Here is a 17,166-nt window from a genome sequence, read left to right as displayed (position 1 = left end):
ACTAGCCCCAGATATCGGTGATGGGCGCGGCGCCGGCGGCGTAGCCCGTCTTGGGCAACCCATACATCTGCTCCACCGTGGAAAGCACGTTGTAGTGGTTGATCTGTTCGCCGTAGTTACCGGGCCGGATGTGGGCGCCGTAGAACACCGTGGGGATCTGGTTGCGGCCGCCTCCCCGGCCAGAACCGTCGTCTTCGTCGAAGGTCACGATCAGCAGGCTGTTGTTGGCCACCGCCCAGTTCGCGTACCCGGACAGCTGGCGGTTCAGCCAGGAGTCGGCCTGCGCGATCGAACCGTCGTGCATGTTGTCGTCGTTGTCGGGGATGACGAACGAGACGGTCGGTAGGCTGCCGTAGTTGCCCATCGGGAACGCCGAGAACGGCAGCGAGTTGGCCGCCGGCACGTTGGTGAAGTCGGCCCAGGGCACATGCTTGCGCGCGTACTTGCCCGCGCTGCAGACCGGCGAGCCGGCCGCGGGCAGGCCCTCGGCGAAGCCGACGAATGTGTAGCCCGCCGCGAGCAATTCGGACCCGAGGTTCGGTGCGGCACCCCCGTTGACCGGGCACTGGTCCTTGGTCAGCCCGAATGTGTTGCCGGCGAACAGCGCCAGGTAATTCGGTTCGCTGGGATGTGTTTCGGCGAACGACTGGGTCATGTTGGCGCCGCCTGAGGCTAGCGCGGTGATGAAGGGCGACGACTTGTTGCCGATGATGCCGTTCTCGGAGCGGTTCTCCTCGACCACGATCACGATGTGCGCGGGTTGCGGAATGGCCGCTGCCGCAAGGCCTATGCGCGGGGTCAATGGGCTGGCCGCCAGTGCCACCAATGCGCACGCGCCCAGTGGCCGAAAAATCCGGTATGCCTTGCCGATCAGCCTTCTCGTACTTGGAATTTCGCGCAGCACGCCAGGAGTATAGGAACGGGGGTAGGCGTTTACCGGGACGGATGCAAGCGTGTCAGAAGGGCTTTGCCCGATCGTTATATACCCTCGACACCATGGAAATCCGCGTCGTCGACCACCCGCTGGCCGCCGCCCGGCTGACGGTGCTGCGAGACGAACGCACCGACACCGCCGGATTTCGCGCCGCGCTGCGCGAGCTGACACTGATGCTGGTCTACGAGGCTAGCCGGAACGCGCCGCGAAAGCCGGTGAAAATCCGCACCCCGGTGGGCCCGGCGGTCGGGACGCGCTTGGTCAAACCGCCGCTGCTGGTGCCGGTGCTGCGGGCCGGGCTGGGCATGGTCGACGCGGCGCACGCCGCCATCCCGGACGCGGAGGTGGGATTCGTCGGCGTCGCGCGCAACGAGGAAACCCACCTGCCGGTGCCGTATCTGGAGGCGCTGCCCGGCAAGCTCGCGGGCAGGCCGGTGATCGTTCTCGATCCCATGCTGGCCACCGGCGGGTCGATGGCGCACGCCATCGGGCTGTTGGCGCGCCGCGGCGCAACGGAGATCACCGTGCTCTGTGTGGTGGCGGCCCCGGAAGGTCTTGCGGCGGTAGAGAAAGCGGCACCGGACGCGCGAGTGTTCACCGCTGCGGTCGACAAGGGCCTGAACAAGGCGGCCTATATCGTGCCGGGCCTCGGCGATGCCGGTGACCGCCAATTCGGGCCCAACGCGTTCACCAGCTCCGCACCGCAGCGGCCAGCTCCTCGCGCAGGACAGCGGCGCGCCGCCGCGCAGAGCCCAGGTCGTCGTGCGCCGCGCAGCGAATCTCCAAGTAGCACTTCATCTTCGGCTCGGTCCCGGAAGGCCGGACCACCAGCCTGATCGATGTGTCGTCGTCCCCGCCGGTGAAGATCAGCGCGTCGGTGATGTCGGTGAGGTGCACGGCGTAGCCGGCCAGGGTTTCCGGTGGCGCCGCCCGCCACCGCTGCATCAGGCCGGCCGCCTCGCCCGGGTCGGTGACCCGGCGCGACACCGCGGCCACGTCGTGCGCCCCGTACCGGCGGGCCAGCTCGTCGAGCAGGTTCCGGACCGAACGGCCGCCCTGTTTGGCCGCGGCCACCAGATCGCACACCAGCACCGCGGCGCTGATGCCGTCCTTGTCCCGGACGGCCGCGGGGTCGACGCAGTGCCCGATCGCTTCCTCGTAGGCGTAGATCAGTTCGCCGCCGGGCACTTTCGTGTCGGCGCGGGCCAGCCATTTGAAGCCGGTGAGGGTTTCCACGTGGACCGCGCCGTGGCGTGCCGCGATGGCCGACAGCATCCGCGACGACACCACCGTGCTGGCCACCACCGGCTTGTCGGTCTGAGTCGTGGACAGCAGGTAATCGCCCAGCAGCCAACCGGTTTCGTCGCCGGACAACATCCGCCATCGCCCTTCATCGGGAATGCCGACGGCGCATCGGTCAGCGTCGGGATCCAGCGCGATCGCCACGTCGGCGCCGACATCGGGGGCCAGGGCCAGCAGCGCGTCGGTGGCGCCGGGCTCCTCGGGGTTGGGGAACGCGACCGTGGGAAAGTCGGGGTCCGGTGCGAATTGGCTTCCGACGGAGTGCACTTCGCCGAATCCCGCGCGGTGCAGCGTCTCCACGGCCACCGCGCCGCCCACCCCGTGCAGCGACGTCATCACCACCCGCACCGAACCGGTACCCCGCCGCAACCCGGCGGCCCGGTCGATGTAGCGCTCGACCAGATCGGTCCTCGCGGGTTCGACGCGGGCCCTGTCGATCCGGTCGGCCGGCGGGGCGGCGGCCATAGCGGCCTCGATCTCGCGGTCGGTGGGGGAGACGATCTGGATGCCGCCGTCGAGGTACACCTTGTAACCGTTGTCGCCGGGCGGGTTGTGCGATGCGGTGATCTGGATCCCGGCCGCAGCGCCGGTGTGCCGCACCGCGAACGCCACCACCGGGGTGGGTACCGGACCGGGCAGCATTATCACGGAAAACCCTTGGGCGGCAAATACTTCGGCGGCCACGGTGGCGAATACCGCCGAGCCGTGCCGGGCGTCGCGTCCCACGATCACCGACGAGCCGCGCAAGTCACGCTCGATCAGCACCTGTGCGACGGCCCAGGTGGCCCGCGTCACCACCGCGACATTCATGGCGTCCGGCCCGCCGCGCACCGGGCCGCGCAGGCCGGCAGTGCCGAATTTCAGCGGGCGGGCGAACCGCGCGGCGAGTTCGCCCGGGTCGCACGAGGCGAGCTCGGCCGCGGTCGCCGGGTCGGGATCGTGGGCGATCCACTCCTCGGGCGTCATCTTCAGAACCGCGGGAGCTCAGAAAGGATCAAGGCCAGCAGCGCCCCCATCCGGGTTGCCGCCGCGGCACCGGCGGCGAGCACCTCGGTATGGCTCAGCGGTTCGCCGCTGATGCCGGCGGCCAGGTTGGTCACCAGCGACACCCCCAGCACCTCGGCGCCGGCCGCCCGCGCCGCGATGGTCTCGTGCACGGTCGACATGCCGACCAGGTCGGCGCCCATGGTGCGCAGCATCCGGATTTCGGCTGGCGTCTCGTAATGCGGGCCGGGCAGCCCGGCGTAGACGCCTTCGGCCAGTGTGGGGTCGGCCTGGCGGGCCAGCGCACGCAGCCGCGGGGAGTAGGCGTCGGTCAGGTCCACGAAATGCGGGCCTACCAACGGGGACCGCGCGGTCAGGTTCAGGTGGTCGCTGATCAGCACCGGTTCGCCGACGGCCATGTCCGGGCGCAGCCCGCCCGCAGCGTTGGTGAGCACGACGGCGCGCACGCCGGCTGCGCAGGCGGACCGCACCGAGTGCACGACGTGACACAGGTCGTGGCCCTCGTAGGCGTGGACGCGCCCGACCAGCACCAGCACCCGGTGGGCACCGATGCGCATCGACAGCAGCTCGCCGGTGTGCCCGATCGCGGTGGGCGGCCGGAAACCGGGCAACTCGGCCTGCGGCAGCACGGTGGTCGGGGTGCCGAGCGCCGCGACCGCCGGCGACCACCCCGACCCCAGCACGATGGCGACGTCATGCTCGGCGATTCCGGTGCGCTCGGCGATGACCTCGGCCGCCCGGCGCGCGAGCTCGCCTGGGTTGGACGGGGTTTCGGTCACAGTGGGGAGACTAGCCGTGCGGTGGTGTCGCCGGTATGTGTCAGGATCTGCCGTATGAATCTTCGTAGGTGGCCGGTGGTTGGCCCGGTCATGGGCGTCGCGGTCGCCGTTGTGCTGTCGGTGGTTTCGATCACAGTGGGCCCGGCGCCGTCGGCCAAAGCGGACTGTCCGGACGTGCAGCTCATCTTCGCCCGCGGCACCGCCGAGCCGCCCGGCCTGGGGGCCGTCGGCGACGCCCTGTTCGCCGCGCTGCAACCCGCGCTGGGATCGCGCACGGTCGACTCCTACGCGGTGAACTACCCGGCCAGCTACAACTTTCTGACCACCGCCGACGGCGCCAACGACGCGCGCGACCACATCGCGCAGATGGTCGACCAGTGTCCGTCGACGCGGCTGGTGCTCGGCGGCTTCTCCCAGGGCGCCTCCGCAGTCTCGATGCTCGCGGGGGTGCCGCCGGTCGGCGAACGCATCGGCAACTTCGGATCGGCGCCACCCCTGGATCCCGGACTGGCCGCCAAGATCAGGGCCGTCGCGGTGTTCGGCAATCCCGGCAACCGGTTCAACACGCCGCTGTCGTCGACGGGTGCGTTCGCCGGTCGCGCCATCGACTTGTGCAGCGACGGCGACCCCGTCTGCGTCGTCGGCGGTCGGGACCGGGACGCGCACCACGTCTACGAGGACCCGCCCTACCCCGGCCAGGCGGCGGGATTCATCGCCGGGCTGGTGTAGCCCAGCGGGCCGCGGTGACGTACCCGCCGCGGTGACATACTGCGAGTGTGCCCACCCGCCCATCAGACAACCCGCTCGGTCGCGTCGAGGATGTCGTGCGGCGGCGTGGTGCCGACCTTGTCGAGTTGTCCCACGACATCCATGCTGAGCCGGAGCTGGCCTTCGCCGAGCATCGCAGCTGCGCCAAGGCGCAGGCCCTAGTCGCCGAGCGCGGCTTCGAGATCGCCGCGGCCGCCGGCGGGCTGGACACCGCCTTTCGCGCCGACTTCGGCGGCGGGCCGCTGACCATCGGGATCTGCGCCGAATACGACGCGCTGCCCGAAATCGGCCATGCCTGCGGCCACAACATCATCGCGGCCTCGGCGGTGGGCACCGCGCTGGCGCTGGCCGAGGTGGCCGACGACCTGGGCCTGCGGGTGTCGCTGCTGGGGACCCCGGCCGAGGAGGCGGGCGGCGGTAAGGCGCTGCTACTGAAGGCGGGGGTGTTCGACGACATCGCCGCGGCGGTCATGCTCCATCCCGGGCCGGCCGACATCGCCGGGGCCCGCTCGCTGGCACTGTCCGAGGCGGTCGTGCGCTACCGCGGAAAGGAATCCCACGCGGCCGTCGCGCCGCACCTGGGGATCAATGCCGTCGACGCGGTCACCGTCGCGCAGGTGGCCATCGGGCTGCTGCGCCAGCAGCTGGCGCCGGGGCAACTGGTGCACGGGATCATCACCGACGGCGGACAAGCGGTCAACGTCATCCCCGGGCACGCGGCGCTTCAGTACGCGATGCGCGCCGTCGAATCGGATTCGCTGCGCGAGCTGGAGGGCAGGGTGTACGCCTGCTTCAGCGCGGGCGCACTGGCCACCGGCTGCGAATACGAGATCGACAATCCCGCACCGCCGTACGACGAACTCAAGCCCGACCAATGGCTGGCCGACACGTTCCGCGACGAGATGTGCCGGCTCGGCCGCGAGCCGGTGGCCCGCGAGTACGAGGCGGCGCTGCCCATGGGCAGCACCGACATGGGCAACGTCACGCACGTGCTGCCCGGCATCCACCCGGTGGTCGGGGTCGACGCCGGGGGCGCCATGGTTCACCAGCGCGCCTTCGCCGACGCCGCCGTCGGCCCCAGCGGCGACCGCGCGGTCGTCGAGGGCGCGATCATGCTTGCGCGCACGGTGGTCCAGCTGGCCCAGACGCCCGCCCAGCGCGACCGGGTGATGGACGCGCAGCAGCGCAGGCGCGGCGGGGGGCGGTCATGAGCCTGGCCGACGCCGCCAATTCCTGGCTGGCCACCCATCAGCAAGACCTGGTCGAATGGCGCCGGCACATTCACCGCTATCCCGAGTTGGGCCGCCAGGAGTACGCCACCACCCAGTTCGTCGCCGAGCGGCTGGCCGAAGCCGGGCTCAACCCGAAGGTGCTGCCGGGCGGGACAGGGCTGGTCTGTGACATCGGTCCCGAGCACGAGCCCAGGATCGCGCTGCGCGCCGACATGGACGCCCTGCCGATGGCCGAGCTCACCGGCGTCCCGTACGCGTCGACCATGCCGAACGTCGCGCACGCCTGCGGCCACGACGCCCACACCGCGATCCTGCTGGGCACCGCCCTGGTGCTGGCTTCGGTGCCCGAACTGCCGGTCGGGGTGCGGCTGATCTTTCAGGCCGCCGAGGAGCTGATGCCGGGCGGGGCGATCGACGCCATCGCGGCCGGCGCCATCATCGGCGTGTCGCGGATCTTCGCCCTGCACTGCGACCCCCGGCTGGAGGTCGGCAAGATCGCGGTCCGGCACGGCCCCATCACCTCGGCGGCCGACCAGATCGAGATCACGCTGTATTCACCCGGCGGGCACACGTCGCGCCCGCACCTGACCGCCGACCTGGTGTTCGGCCTGGGCACGCTGATCACCGGGCTGCCCGGGGTGTTGTCCCGGCGCATCGACCCGCGCAACGGCACCGTGCTGGTCTGGGGCGCGGTCAACGCCGGCGTGGCCGCCAACGCCATTCCGCAGACCGGCGTGCTGGCCGGCACCGTGCGCACCGCGAGCCGGCAGACCTGGGTGGGGATGGAGGAGATCATCCGCGAGACGGTGTCCGGGCTGCTGGCGCCGCTGGCCATCGAGCACACGCTGCTTTACCGCCGCGGCGTCCCGCCGGTGGTCAACGAGGACATCTCGACGCGCATCCTCACCCACGCGATCGAAGCGATCGGGCCGGACGCGCTGGCCGACACCCGCCAGTCCGGCGGCGGCGAGGACTTCTCCTGGTACCTGGAGGAGGTTCCGGGTGCGATGGCGCGGTTGGGGGTGTGGCCGGGGGTGGGACCGCAGCTGGACCTGCACCAGCCGACGTTCAACCTCGACGAGCGGGCCCTGCCGATCGGGGTGCGGGTGATGACCAACATCGTCGAGCAGGCGGCCGCGTTCAAGCAGTGCTAGGGCCGCCGGTCGCGCGGGCGACGTGTTCGGCGATATGAGCGTACGCGCGCCGCGTGACGTCGCCGGCGTTGCTCATGATGTTGTAGCCGTGGTCGACGCCGGCCACCTCGTAGTACTCGGCCAACGCCCCGGCGGCCCGGAGTTTCTCCGCGTACCGGCGGGCTTCGTCGCGCAGCCGATCGTGCTCTGCCGTCACCACCAGCGCGGGCGCGATGCCGGCGATGTCGTCGGCGTTGCCGCCCCAGGCGGGCGAGGCCAGCCGGTCGGTTCGCTGCGCCCGGTCGGGTATGTACGCGGTGTCGAAGACCTCGCTCATCCAAGGCTTCATGATCGCCCGGCGGCCCAGGGTGGACGGCTTGTCGCGGCTGGGCGTGACCAGATCCAGCGGCGGATAGTGCAACACCTGCAGCGCGATGTCGGGGCCGCCGTCCTCCAGCGCGAGCCGGGCCGCCGCGGCGCTGAGGTTGCCGCCCGCGCTCTGACCGCCGACGCACAGCCGCGTGCCGTCCCAGTCGCGGTCCGGGCCGGCCGCCCAGCACACGACGTCGTAAATCTGATGCACCGCAGCGGGGAACCGATGACCCGGTGCCAGGGCATAGTCGGGGTTGATCACCAGTACGCCCGCGCTGGCGGCCAGGTAGCGGCACCACGGATCGTCCTGTTCGGGGTGTCCGACCACGAACCCGCCGCCGTGCACGTTGACGTAGACGGGCGGGTTCGTCGCCGCCGGGTGGTAGACGGTCGCGGACGCCGGGCCGTGGCGGGTTCCGATGGCGACCTCAGAAGTCCGGCCGGCAAATTCCGGGAAACGCACCGCGGGTTTGGGGGCGGGATTGATCGCGGCCGCGAACGCGCGCGCCACCGCGTCGGCGATCAGCGGTGTGGACAGGATTGACAGCCGATTTCCCTTCCCCGCGGGAGCGCCCGGATCAGGCGCTGGTGCCCGGGCCGATGTTTCGGGCCGGGCGCGTCCGCAGCCAATGCACGTAATCGCTTGGCGCCCCAGCGATTTCGGCGGCGTCGGCCATGACGCCCAGATACCGGGCGGACGGCATCCCGCCTTCCCACGCGTCCAGAACATACAGCCAGGCCAGGACCGGGTCGGTGTCGGTGTCCGACGAGATGCGCTCCACCCGGCAGCGGATCTTCTTGTGCACGCCGAACTCCGAGCCCTCCCAACGGTCCAGGTTGTTCTCGTCCGCCGGTGTCATGTCGTAGAGGACGACGAACACCTTCGAATCCGGTTCTTCGACGACGCTGGCCAGCGCGCCCTCCCAGCCGATGTCCTCGCCGCCGAAGGTCAGTCGCCAACCGTGCAGCCAGCCGGTTCCGGCCACCGGCGAATGGGGCGCGCGTTTCTGCATCTGCTCGGGATCCATGTTCGATCCGTACGCGGCGTAGAGCGGCACGGGGAAATCTTAGACGTCCGGTGCTGGTCGGTCTTCCCCCGAGCATTCGCAGGCTTCCCGCCGCTTCGTTAGGTTGGGGACTGTGGTGACCCGCATCGTGATCCTCGGTGGAGGCCCGGCCGGTTACGAAGCCGCGCTGGTGGCCGCGGCCTCGCACCCCGACACGACCCGCGTCACGGTGATCGACTCCGAGGGCATCGGCGGGGCGGCCGTGCTGGACGACTGCGTGCCGTCCAAGACGTTCATCGCGTCGACCTGGCTGCGCACCGAATTGCGCCGGGCGCCGCGGCTGGGATTCGAGATCGACATCGACGACGCCAAGATCTCGCTGCCGCAGATCCATGCCCGGGTCAAGCAACTGGCCACCGAGCAGTCCGCCGACATCACCGATCAGCTGCTCAGCATGGGGGTGCACGTGGTGGCCGGCCGCGGCGAGCTGATCGACCCCGCGCCCGGGCTGGCCTGCCACCGCATCAAAGCAACCGCCGCCGATGGAACCACCAGCGAGTACGAGGCCGACGTCGTGCTGATCGCCACGGGCGCCAGCCCCCGGGTGCTGCCGTCGGCGCCGCCCGACGGCGAGCGGATCCTGACGTGGCGCCAGCTCTATGACCTCAAGGCCCTGCCCGAACACCTGATCGTGGTCGGGTCCGGTGTCACCGGCGCCGAATTCGTGCACGCCTACACCGAATTGGGTGTGCCGGTGACCGTGGTCGCCAGCCGCGACCGGGTGCTGCCCTACGAGGACGTCGACGCCGCCTTGGTGCTGGAGGAGGCGTTCTCCGAACGCGGTGTCCAGCTGGTCAAGAACGCCCGCGCGCAATCGGTCACCCGCACGGCAGACGGTGCGCTGGTCACCCTGGCCGACGGGCGCACGGTCGAGGGCAGCCACGCGCTGATGACCATCGGATCCGTTCCCAACACCAGCGGCCTGGGCTTGGATCGGGTCGGCATCGAGCTGGGCCGGGGCGGTTACCTGACCGTGGACCGGGTGTCGCGGACTTCGGTGGCCGGCATTTACGCCGCCGGTGACTGCACGGGGCTGCTGCCGCTGGCCTCGGTCGCCGCCATGCAGGGCCGGATCGCGATGTATCACGCGCTGGGCGAGGGGGTCAGCCCGATCCGGCTGCGCACGGTGGCGGCGACGGTGTTCACCAGGCCCGAGATCGCCGCCGTCGGGGTCCCGCAGAGCATGATCGACAACGGTTCGATACCGGCCCGGGCGGTCATGCTGCCGCTGCGGACCAATGCGCGGGCCAAGATGTCGGGGCTGCGCCAGGGCTTCGTGAAGCTGTTCTGCCGGCAGGCCACCGGCGTGGTCATCGGCGGCGTGGTGGTGGCCCCGATCGCCTCCGAGCTGATCCTGCCGATCGCCGTGGCCGTGACGAACCGGATCACCGTCAACGAATTGGCGCAGACGCTGGCGGTTTACCCGTCGTTGTCCGGCTCGATCACCGAGGCCGCGCGACGACTGATGGCGCACGACGATCTGGACTAACGGTTAGCCTTGGTGCAACACGTCCTACTGACGAGTAACCAGGAGGAGTTTTCCAGTGCGGAGCCCAGTGAGAAGTGGTCGTGACTGATCCCATCCTGCGCAGCTCACCGGTTTCCGTGCTGGGTCCGCGGCAGCGCGAGGCGGCCTGGGAACAATTGGGCGCCGAGCAGTTCGACGTGGTGGTGATCGGCGGCGGCGTGGTGGGCTCGGGCTGCGCCCTGGACGCCGCGACCCGCGGGCTCAAGGTGGCGCTGGTGGAAGCGCGCGACTTCGCCTCGGGCACCTCGAGCCGATCGTCGAAGATGTTCCACGGCGGCCTGCGCTACCTCGAACAGCTGGAGTTCGGGCTGGTGCGCGAGGCGCTCTACGAGCGCGAGCTGTCGCTGACCACGCTGGCGCCGCACCTGGTCAAGCCGATGCCGTTCCTGTTCCCGTTGACCAATCGCATTTGGGAACGTCCCTACATCGCCGCCGGAATCTTTCTCTACGACCGGTTGGGCGGCGCGAAATCCGTTCCGGCACAAAAACATTTGACCCGTGCCGGCGCATTGCGATTGAGCCCCGGCCTAAAGCGCAGCTCGCTGATCGGTGGAATCCGTTACTACGACACGGTTGTCGACGACGCCCGGCACACCATGACCGTCGCGCGCACGGCCGCGCACTACGGCGCGGTGGTGCGCAGCTCCACCCAGGTTGTCGCCATGCTGCGCGAAGGCGATCGGGTGACCGGCGTGCGCGTCCGCGACTCCGAGGACGGCTCGATCACTCAAGTCCGCGGACACGTGGTGGTCAACGCGACCGGCGTGTGGACCGACGAGATCCAGGCACTATCCAAGCAGCGCGGGCGATTTCAGGTCCGGGCGTCCAAGGGCGTGCACGTGGTGGTGCCACGTGACCGCATCGTCAGCGACGTCGCCATCATCCTGCGCACCGAAAAGTCGGTGATGTTCGTCATCCCGTGGGGCAGCCACTGGATCATCGGAACCACGGACACTGACTGGAATCTCGACCTGGCACACCCCGCGGCCACCAAGGCCGACATCGACTACATCTTGCACACCGTCAACACGGTGCTGGCGATCCCGCTGACGCACGCCGATATCGACGGCGTGTATGCGGGGTTGCGCCCGCTACTCGCCGGCGAGAGTGAGGAAACCTCCAAGTTGTCCCGCGAGCACGCCGTGGCGGTGCCCGCGCCGGGCCTGGTGTCCATCGCCGGTGGCAAGTACACCACCTATCGGGTGATGGGCGCCGACGCGATTGATGCTGCGGCCCAATTCATTCCGGCCCGGGTGGCGCCGTCGATTACCGAGAAGGTCAGCCTGCTGGGCGCCGACGGTTACTTCGCACTGGTCAATCAGGCCGAACACGTCGCCGAGCTGCAGGGCCTGCATCCCTACCGGGTGCGTCATCTGCTGGACCGCTACGGCTCGCTGATCGGTGACGTGCTGGCGCTGGCGGGACAAAGCCCAGATCTGCTCGACCCGATCCAGGAGGCGCCGGGCTATCTGCGGGTGGAGGCGCTGTATGCGGTAACCGCTGAGGGGGCTTTGCATTTGGAGGACATTCTGGCCCGCCGAATGCGCATCTCGATCGAATACCCGCACCGCGGCGTCGACTGCGCGCGCGAGGTCGCCGACGTGGTCGCGCCGGTGCTGGGCTGGTCGGCCGAGGACATCGAGCGCGAGGTCGCGAACTACACCGCCCGGGTGGAGGCCGAGATCTTGTCCCAGGCCCAGCCGGACGACGTGTCCGCCGACGAGCTGCGTGCCAGCGCGCCCGAGGCGCGCGCCGAGATTCTCGAGCCGGTCCCGCTCAGTTGAGGCCCGCGCCGCTTCCGGTTCGCGATGGCTTGGGGCCTGCGCGGGTGCGGCTGCGCGGCGGCCCGGTGCTAACCGAACTCACCGCCCGGTTCGGCGCGCCGGCCCGCGCCAAGGTGCTGGCCGGTGAGGTCGTCGGCGCCGACGGCACGGTAATCGACAGCGCCACAGTGCTTCCCGCCGGCGCGAGCGTCTATCTCTATCGCGAGCTGCCTGACGAGGTGCCCGTCCCGTTCGACCTCCCGGTGCTGCATCGCGACGCCGATATCGTCGTCGTCGACAAACCGCACTTCCTGGCCACCATGCCGCGCGGACGCCACGTCGCGCAGACCGCGCTGGTGCGGCTGCGCCGGGAACTGGGATTGCCCGAGCTGAGCCCGGCGCACCGGCTCGACCGGCTGACCGCCGGGGTGCTGCTGTTCACCGCGCGGCGCGCGGTGCGGGGCGCCTACCAGACGCTGTTCGCCCGCGGATCGGTGAGTAAGACGTATCTGGCCAGGGCCGCCGTCGACCCTGAACTCGTCTTGCCGCGCGTGGTGAAGGATCGAATCGTCAAGCGCCGCGGCCACTTACAGGCCGTGTGCGAACCCGGCCCGCCAAATTCCGAGACGCTCGTGGAGTTGATCTCACCGGACGGGCTGTACCGGCTCACGCCACGCACCGGACGCACCCACCAATTGCGCCTGCATATGGCCTCGCTGGGGATACCGATCGAAGGTGATCCGCTGTATCCCAACATCGTTGACATTGCGGCCGACGACTTCAGCACGCCGCTGCGACTGCTGGCGCAGCGCATCGAGTTCACCGATCCGCTGACCGGCGTGCGGCGCGAGTTCGTCAGCCGCCGAATCGAGCCATAGCCGTTCGGGAACTGTGCCCGGGTGAGGCCGCGGTCGCCGTACGGGCACCATGGGCGACCAGACGCTGCGCTGACGACTTGATGCTCCTATCTGTGTTACGACGTCAAGCGGCGTCGATGTGGTGGGTGTTGAGCCAGTGGCGGTAGTTGGCGGCGAGGGTGTCGTGGCGTTGGACTCCTCGTTCGAGTCGTGAGATGACGGTGGGCCAGACGCCGAGGTGGTGTGCGGCGCTGGTCAGGGTGATGTTGCGGGCTTGCCGTGCTGGTCTGAGATCGCTGTAGTCATCGATGGGGCAGGGTGCGGTGAGGTGTTTGAACATCTCGCGGGCGATGGCGCGTTTGAGTAGTCGCAGGACGTCTTTTTTGGATCGTCCGGCGGCGAGTTGGCGGGCGGCGTAGTTGCGGGTGCGTTCGTCGTGAGACCAGCGGACCAGTGCGATGCGGTGCAGGGCGTTGTTGGCGGCGCGGTCCCCACCGCGCGAGAGCCGATGGCGGGTGATTTTTCCTGAGGAAGCCGGGATCGGTGCGACACCGGCCAGGCGGGCGAAGGCGGCTTCTGAGCGCAGGCGGTCGGTGTTGGTTCCGGCCGTGATGAGCAGCTGTGTGGCGGTGTCGGGGCCGACGCCAAAGGCGGCTCGCAGCGCAGGGTTCAATGCGCGGGTCAAGGTGTCGAGTTGGGTGGTCAGCTCACCGATTTGGTGGTCGAGGAACTCGATGCGCTGGGCCAGGGCTTTGCAGGCGGTCAGCACCGCCCCGGCGGTGGGGTCGTCGTGGGTGCACGGCTGGGACCGGGCCAAGGCCTCGACTAGGCGCAGGGTGGTGGCGTAGCGGCGGTAGCGCTCCCGCAGCTCTGCTGGCGCGGTGACGAGGAGGTCTTTGATCTGCTGAATGGCCGCGGTGCGGGCCTTAACTGCGCCGCGGCGGGCGATCAGCAGGGCTTTGAGTGCGCCGGTGTTGGGGTCTTTGGGCACGGCCAGGCCGTGGCCGGCCAGCACGGCGCGAGCGGCGCTGTAGGCGTCCAGTGGGTCGGATTTACCCTGGCGACGCCGGGTAGAGCGGTCGGGTCGGTTGACCTCGACAACGTGAATCCCGTTGACCTGCAATGCTTGGGTGAACCCAGCCCCATAGCTGCTCGTGCCCTCGACGCCGGCGATGAACACCTCTCCAAAGCTTTGCGCCCAGCGCCGGGCGACGTAGTAACCGGTCGGGTTGGTGCGAAACTCGGCATCGCCAAGCAGTTGACCGGTGTCGGTGATGGCCGCGAGGTGAATGGTGTCGAGATGAGTATCGACGCCGATGACGACCCGGCGTGGGGATGTCACGATGGTTGGTGTCCTCTCTGTGCAATGAACCGTGCGGTGGGTGACACCCCGGTGGGGCGGGCAGACAAGACATTGACGAGGGAACTGCCAGGCTCCTGATTAGGTCATGCCCGCCGCACTGGGGCTCTCGTGGTGGTGCTTGCCCGCACGGCGCTGGTGAGACAAATCAATTGGAAGACAACCCAGCAGGGCATCAGTCGGTGCGAGGGTCATCACCAGCAGCGAGCGGGCAAGACCATCCTCACCCGAACCGGCTTAACAGAATCAATGTCAGGGGCTTTTGGCATACTCGAACTCATGTTCGAAAAAGAGTCGGGTTATCGGTCACCGCCGGAGGTGATCGCGTACTTCGACGAGTTGTTCGAGCGGCATTATCCGTCGCGAACGCCGGTGTCGGCGGAACTGCTGGAACGGATCGGAGCGGGCGCGCGGGCGGAGAACCGGGCGGCGGCCGCGCAGCTCGCGGCCATCGGCGAGTTATTCGGCTATCGGTTGTCACGCTGCGCGGAGACTGAAAGCTGGGCCGTCGACACCGAGGCGGCGGTCAGTGCCGAGATCGCCGCCGAGCTGAGGATCAGTCAGGGCCTGGCCGGCAGCAAGGTCCGCTACGCCCGGGCGATGCGGGAGCGGTTGCCGAAGGTCGGCGCGGTGTTCGCGGCCGGGGACATCGACTTTCGCCTGTTCGCCACGGTGGTGTACCGCACGGACCTGATCACCGACCCGCAGGTGCTGGCGGCGGTCGATGCCCGGTTGGCGGCCAATGTGGCGCGCTGGCCGTCGATGACGCCGGGACGGCTGGCCGCCCAGGTGGACAAGATCGTCGCGCTGGCCGACGCGGACGCGGTGCGACGCCGCAAGGAGCGGGTGACCGACCGCGAGATCTGGATCGCCGATGCGGGCGATGGCATCTCGCATATTGAAGGCAGCCTGTTGAGCCCGGACGCACATGCGTTGGATAAGCGGCTGAATGCCTTGGCGGCCACGGTGTGTGAGCATGATCCACGCACCCGGGAGCAGCGCCGCGCCGACGCGTTGGGAGCGTTGGCGAGTGGGGCGGACCGGTTGGGATGTCGCTGCGGACGCCGCGATTGCGCGGCCGGTAAACGGGCCGCGGGGCCGGTGGTGATCCACGTGATCGCCGAGCGCGGCAGTCTGGACGGCACCGGCTCGGCGCCGGGCTACGAGCTGGGCGCCGAGGGCTTGATCCCGCCTGAGTTGATCGCCGAGCTGGCCGCGTCGGCCACGCTGGCGCCGCTGATTCACCCGGGTGATGCGCCACCCGAACCGGGTTACGCGCCGTCCAAGGCGCTGGCCGATTTCGTCCGCTGCCGCGACTTGACGTGCCGGTGGCCCGGCTGCGACCGGCCCGCCGTCGACTGCGACGTCGACCATACGATCCCGTACGCCGACGGCGGCCCGACGCACCCGTCCAATCTCAAATGTTATTGCCGCACACACCATTTGGTGAAAACTTTCTGGGGCTGGCAGGAGAAGCAGCTGCCGGACGGGACGCTGATCCTGACGTCACCGGCAGGACGCACCTATGTCACCACGCCGGGCAGTGCACTGCTGTTCCCCAGTGTGTGCCAGGGCGGCGGCGCGATCCCGGCCGCCGAGGTCGATGCGGTGCCCGACTACTGCGGTGAGCGCACGGCGATGATGCCCACCCGGCGCCGCACCCGCGCCCAGAGCCGCGCCGAGCGGATCGCGGCCGAACGCCGGCGCAACCGGGACACCCGCATCGGCCGGCGGGCCGGGAGCCCGGGGGCGGCCGAAAGCTCGGGGACGGCCGGAAACCCCGGCCCGGCCAACAACCTCACCGGACCCGCCCCACCCGGCGCCGACGATCCGCCACCCTTCTAGCGGCATGGACGCCGCTGGACCGGGTAGCCCGCGGCTATGGACATCACCGTCACATTCGTCGGCAACGCCACCACCCTCATCTCCGCGGGCGGACTGACGTTGCTGACCGACCCCAATTTCCTGCACCGGGGGCAACGCGCCTACCTCGGCTATGGATTGGTGTCCAAGCGGCTCAAAGAGCCGGCGATCAGCCCCAGTGAACTTCCGCCGGTCGACGCCATCGTGCTGTCACACATGCACGGCGATCACTGGGACAGGGTGTCGCAGAAGGGCCTCGACCACGAACTGCCGGTCGTGACCACCCCGCACGCCGCCAAACGGCTGCACAGGCGTGGCTTCGCGCAGGCGCGTGGCCTGCGGACGTGGCAGCAGCACACGTTGCGCCGGGGTGGCACCACGCTCACCCTCACGTCACTGCCCGGGCGCCACGCGCCGGGGTGGAGCCAGCGGCTACTCCCGCCGGTGATGGGCACCATGCTGGAGGTCGCCGCCGACGATGGCTCGCCCCCGCGCCGGCTCTACATCTCCGGTGACACCCTACTCATCGAGGAGCTCAAGGAGATTCCCGCGCGGTTCGACCCGATCGACGCGGGCATGCTGCACCTCGGCGGCACCCGACTGCCGGCCGGCGGGCGGCTTCCGTTCGGGCTGACCGTGACGATGGATGGCCGCCAGGGCGCCGAACTGGTCGCGATGCTGGCCCTCCCGAAGGCCATCCCGGTGCACTTCGATGACTACGCGGTCTTCGCGTCGCCGCTGGCGGACTTCACCCGGGAAATGCAGCGCCGGGGCTTGGGAGACCGGGTCATCACGGTGAACCGTGGCGCCTCGGTGACCGTTTGACGGACGCCGGGCGTCACATAAATGGCCGTTCAGTGACTGCTTTGGGGGTTTGTTCCGCCGTCATCGGTGGATAGGCGGTCGGGGCAGTAGATGCTGGCGGCGGCTTGGACGAATCGGGCGGCTTTCGCTATGGTGAATGCGGGGTTGAGTTCGTGGACATCTTTGATGATGTCGAGTTCTGTGGTGCCTGAGTTGGCCAGGTCGCAGACCTTTTGGCCGGCTTTGATGGCGCGGTCGGGGTTTTGGTAGGTGATGCCGGCCTTGGTGAGGGCGGCCAGAAACGCGTCGTCATCGGAGTCGGCGTGCGCGGGTAGCGCCGTGGCGAGGAGGGCAACGGCGCTGGCCAGAACCGGTAGAAACCTCATGGGGTGTGCGCTG

15 protein-coding genes and 1 pseudogene are annotated in these 17,166 nt (G+C 69.4%); 9 read left to right on the top strand and 7 right to left on the bottom strand.

What is annotated here, in order from left to right; genetic code table 11:
• Window position 1 precedes the first annotated feature (1 nt).
• Complete coding sequence (locus tag ACIUM1_RS09285; RefSeq protein WP_406817610.1) at window positions 2-853, bottom strand: alkaline phosphatase family protein; 852 nt, start codon at window positions 851-853, stop codon at window positions 2-4.
• A 143-nt stretch (window positions 854-996) separates the two neighbouring features.
• Here ACIUM1_RS09285 and upp point away from each other — a divergent pair.
• Window positions 997-1,614, top strand: a pseudogene (gene upp, locus ACIUM1_RS09280) (uracil phosphoribosyltransferase); the annotation flags it as partial.
• 7 nt (window positions 1,615-1,621) lie between these two features.
• Here upp and ACIUM1_RS09275 read toward each other — a convergent pair.
• Together ACIUM1_RS09275 and ACIUM1_RS09270 are read right to left on the bottom strand one after the other, a co-directional pair.
• Complete coding sequence (locus ACIUM1_RS09275) at window positions 1,622-3,202, bottom strand: phospho-sugar mutase (RefSeq protein WP_406816885.1); 1,581 nt, start codon at window positions 3,200-3,202, stop codon at window positions 1,622-1,624.
• Between the two features lie 2 nt (window positions 3,203-3,204).
• Window positions 3,205-4,020 carry a purine-nucleoside phosphorylase gene (locus ACIUM1_RS09270; protein ID WP_406816884.1) on the bottom strand — a complete coding sequence of 272 codons (816 nt, stop codon included), beginning with the start codon at window positions 4,018-4,020 and terminating at the stop codon, window positions 3,205-3,207.
• Between the two features lie 114 nt (window positions 4,021-4,134).
• On the opposite strand from ACIUM1_RS09270, the gene ACIUM1_RS09265 reads away from it, so the two are divergent.
• From ACIUM1_RS09265 to ACIUM1_RS09255, 3 genes are read left to right on the top strand one after another with little or no spacing between them, the layout of a single operon-like run.
• Window positions 4,135-4,749 carry a cutinase family protein gene (locus tag ACIUM1_RS09265; protein ID WP_406817609.1) on the top strand — a complete coding sequence of 205 codons (615 nt, stop codon included), beginning with the start codon at window positions 4,135-4,137 and terminating at the stop codon, window positions 4,747-4,749.
• 47 nt (window positions 4,750-4,796) lie between these two features.
• Entirely contained in the window at window positions 4,797-5,999 is a 1,203-nt protein-coding gene (locus ACIUM1_RS09260) for a M20 family metallopeptidase (protein ID WP_406816883.1), read from the top strand.
• Window positions 5,996-7,174: a M20 family metallopeptidase gene (locus ACIUM1_RS09255; protein WP_406816882.1), complete on the top strand. Its 1,179-nt coding sequence runs from the start codon at window positions 5,996-5,998 to the stop codon at window positions 7,172-7,174. The genes ACIUM1_RS09260 and ACIUM1_RS09255 overlap by 4 nt, the downstream gene beginning before the upstream one ends.
• Here ACIUM1_RS09255 and ACIUM1_RS09250 read toward each other — a convergent pair.
• Together ACIUM1_RS09250 and ACIUM1_RS09245 are read right to left on the bottom strand one after the other, a co-directional pair.
• A complete protein-coding gene (locus tag ACIUM1_RS09250) occupies window positions 7,161-7,988 on the bottom strand; it encodes an alpha/beta hydrolase (protein ID WP_406817608.1) in 828 nt (275 codons plus the stop codon). The two genes, ACIUM1_RS09255 and ACIUM1_RS09250, sit on opposite strands and share 14 nt — an antisense overlap.
• A gap of 115 nt (window positions 7,989-8,103) precedes the next feature.
• Window positions 8,104-8,583 (bottom strand): gamma-glutamylcyclotransferase, encoded by a 480-nt coding sequence (locus tag ACIUM1_RS09245; protein ID WP_406816881.1) that lies wholly within the window; start codon window positions 8,581-8,583, stop codon window positions 8,104-8,106.
• A gap of 82 nt (window positions 8,584-8,665) precedes the next feature.
• On the opposite strand from ACIUM1_RS09245, the gene ACIUM1_RS09240 reads away from it, so the two are divergent.
• The 3 genes from ACIUM1_RS09240 to ACIUM1_RS09230 all read left to right on the top strand — a co-directional run bounded on the left by ACIUM1_RS09240 (window position 8,666) and on the right by ACIUM1_RS09230 (window position 12,761).
• Entirely contained in the window at window positions 8,666-10,081 is a 1,416-nt protein-coding gene (locus tag ACIUM1_RS09240; RefSeq protein ID WP_406816880.1) for an NAD(P)H-quinone dehydrogenase, read from the top strand.
• Window positions 10,082-10,161: 80 nt separating this feature from the next.
• Window positions 10,162-11,904: a glycerol-3-phosphate dehydrogenase/oxidase gene (locus tag ACIUM1_RS09235; protein ID WP_406816879.1), complete on the top strand. Its 1,743-nt coding sequence runs from the start codon at window positions 10,162-10,164 to the stop codon at window positions 11,902-11,904.
• Entirely contained in the window at window positions 11,901-12,761 is an 861-nt protein-coding gene (locus tag ACIUM1_RS09230) for a pseudouridine synthase (RefSeq protein WP_406816878.1), read from the top strand. The genes ACIUM1_RS09235 and ACIUM1_RS09230 overlap by 4 nt, the downstream gene beginning before the upstream one ends.
• Window positions 12,762-12,864: 103 nt before the next feature.
• On the opposite strand, the gene ACIUM1_RS09225 is transcribed toward ACIUM1_RS09230, so the two are convergent.
• Window positions 12,865-14,082 (bottom strand): IS110 family transposase, encoded by a 1,218-nt coding sequence (locus tag ACIUM1_RS09225; RefSeq protein WP_406816877.1) that lies wholly within the window; start codon window positions 14,080-14,082, stop codon window positions 12,865-12,867.
• A gap of 297 nt (window positions 14,083-14,379) precedes the next feature.
• Here ACIUM1_RS09225 and ACIUM1_RS09220 point away from each other — a divergent pair, with 297 nt between their 5' ends.
• Together ACIUM1_RS09220 and ACIUM1_RS09215 are read left to right on the top strand one after the other, a co-directional pair.
• The gene (locus ACIUM1_RS09220; protein WP_406817607.1) at window positions 14,380-15,945 is read left to right on the top strand and encodes an HNH endonuclease signature motif containing protein; all 1,566 of its coding nucleotides are present in this window, start codon (window positions 14,380-14,382) and stop codon (window positions 15,943-15,945) included.
• A gap of 36 nt (window positions 15,946-15,981) precedes the next feature.
• Window positions 15,982-16,788 carry an MBL fold metallo-hydrolase gene (locus tag ACIUM1_RS09215; RefSeq protein ID WP_406816876.1) on the top strand — a complete coding sequence of 269 codons (807 nt, stop codon included), beginning with the start codon at window positions 15,982-15,984 and terminating at the stop codon, window positions 16,786-16,788.
• Between the two features lie 29 nt (window positions 16,789-16,817).
• Here the strand turns inward: ACIUM1_RS09215 and ACIUM1_RS09210 are convergent, their stop codons facing one another.
• Window positions 16,818-17,153, bottom strand: a complete 336-nt coding sequence (locus ACIUM1_RS09210; protein WP_406816875.1) for a DUF732 domain-containing protein — start codon at window positions 17,151-17,153, stop codon at window positions 16,818-16,820.
• Between the last annotated feature and the right edge of the window lie 13 nt (window positions 17,154-17,166).

Source organism: Mycobacterium sp. M23085 (genome assembly GCF_045343915.1).
Classification (GTDB): domain Bacteria; phylum Actinomycetota; class Actinomycetes; order Mycobacteriales; family Mycobacteriaceae; genus Mycobacterium.
This window is presented reverse-complemented; position numbering and strand designations above follow the sequence as displayed.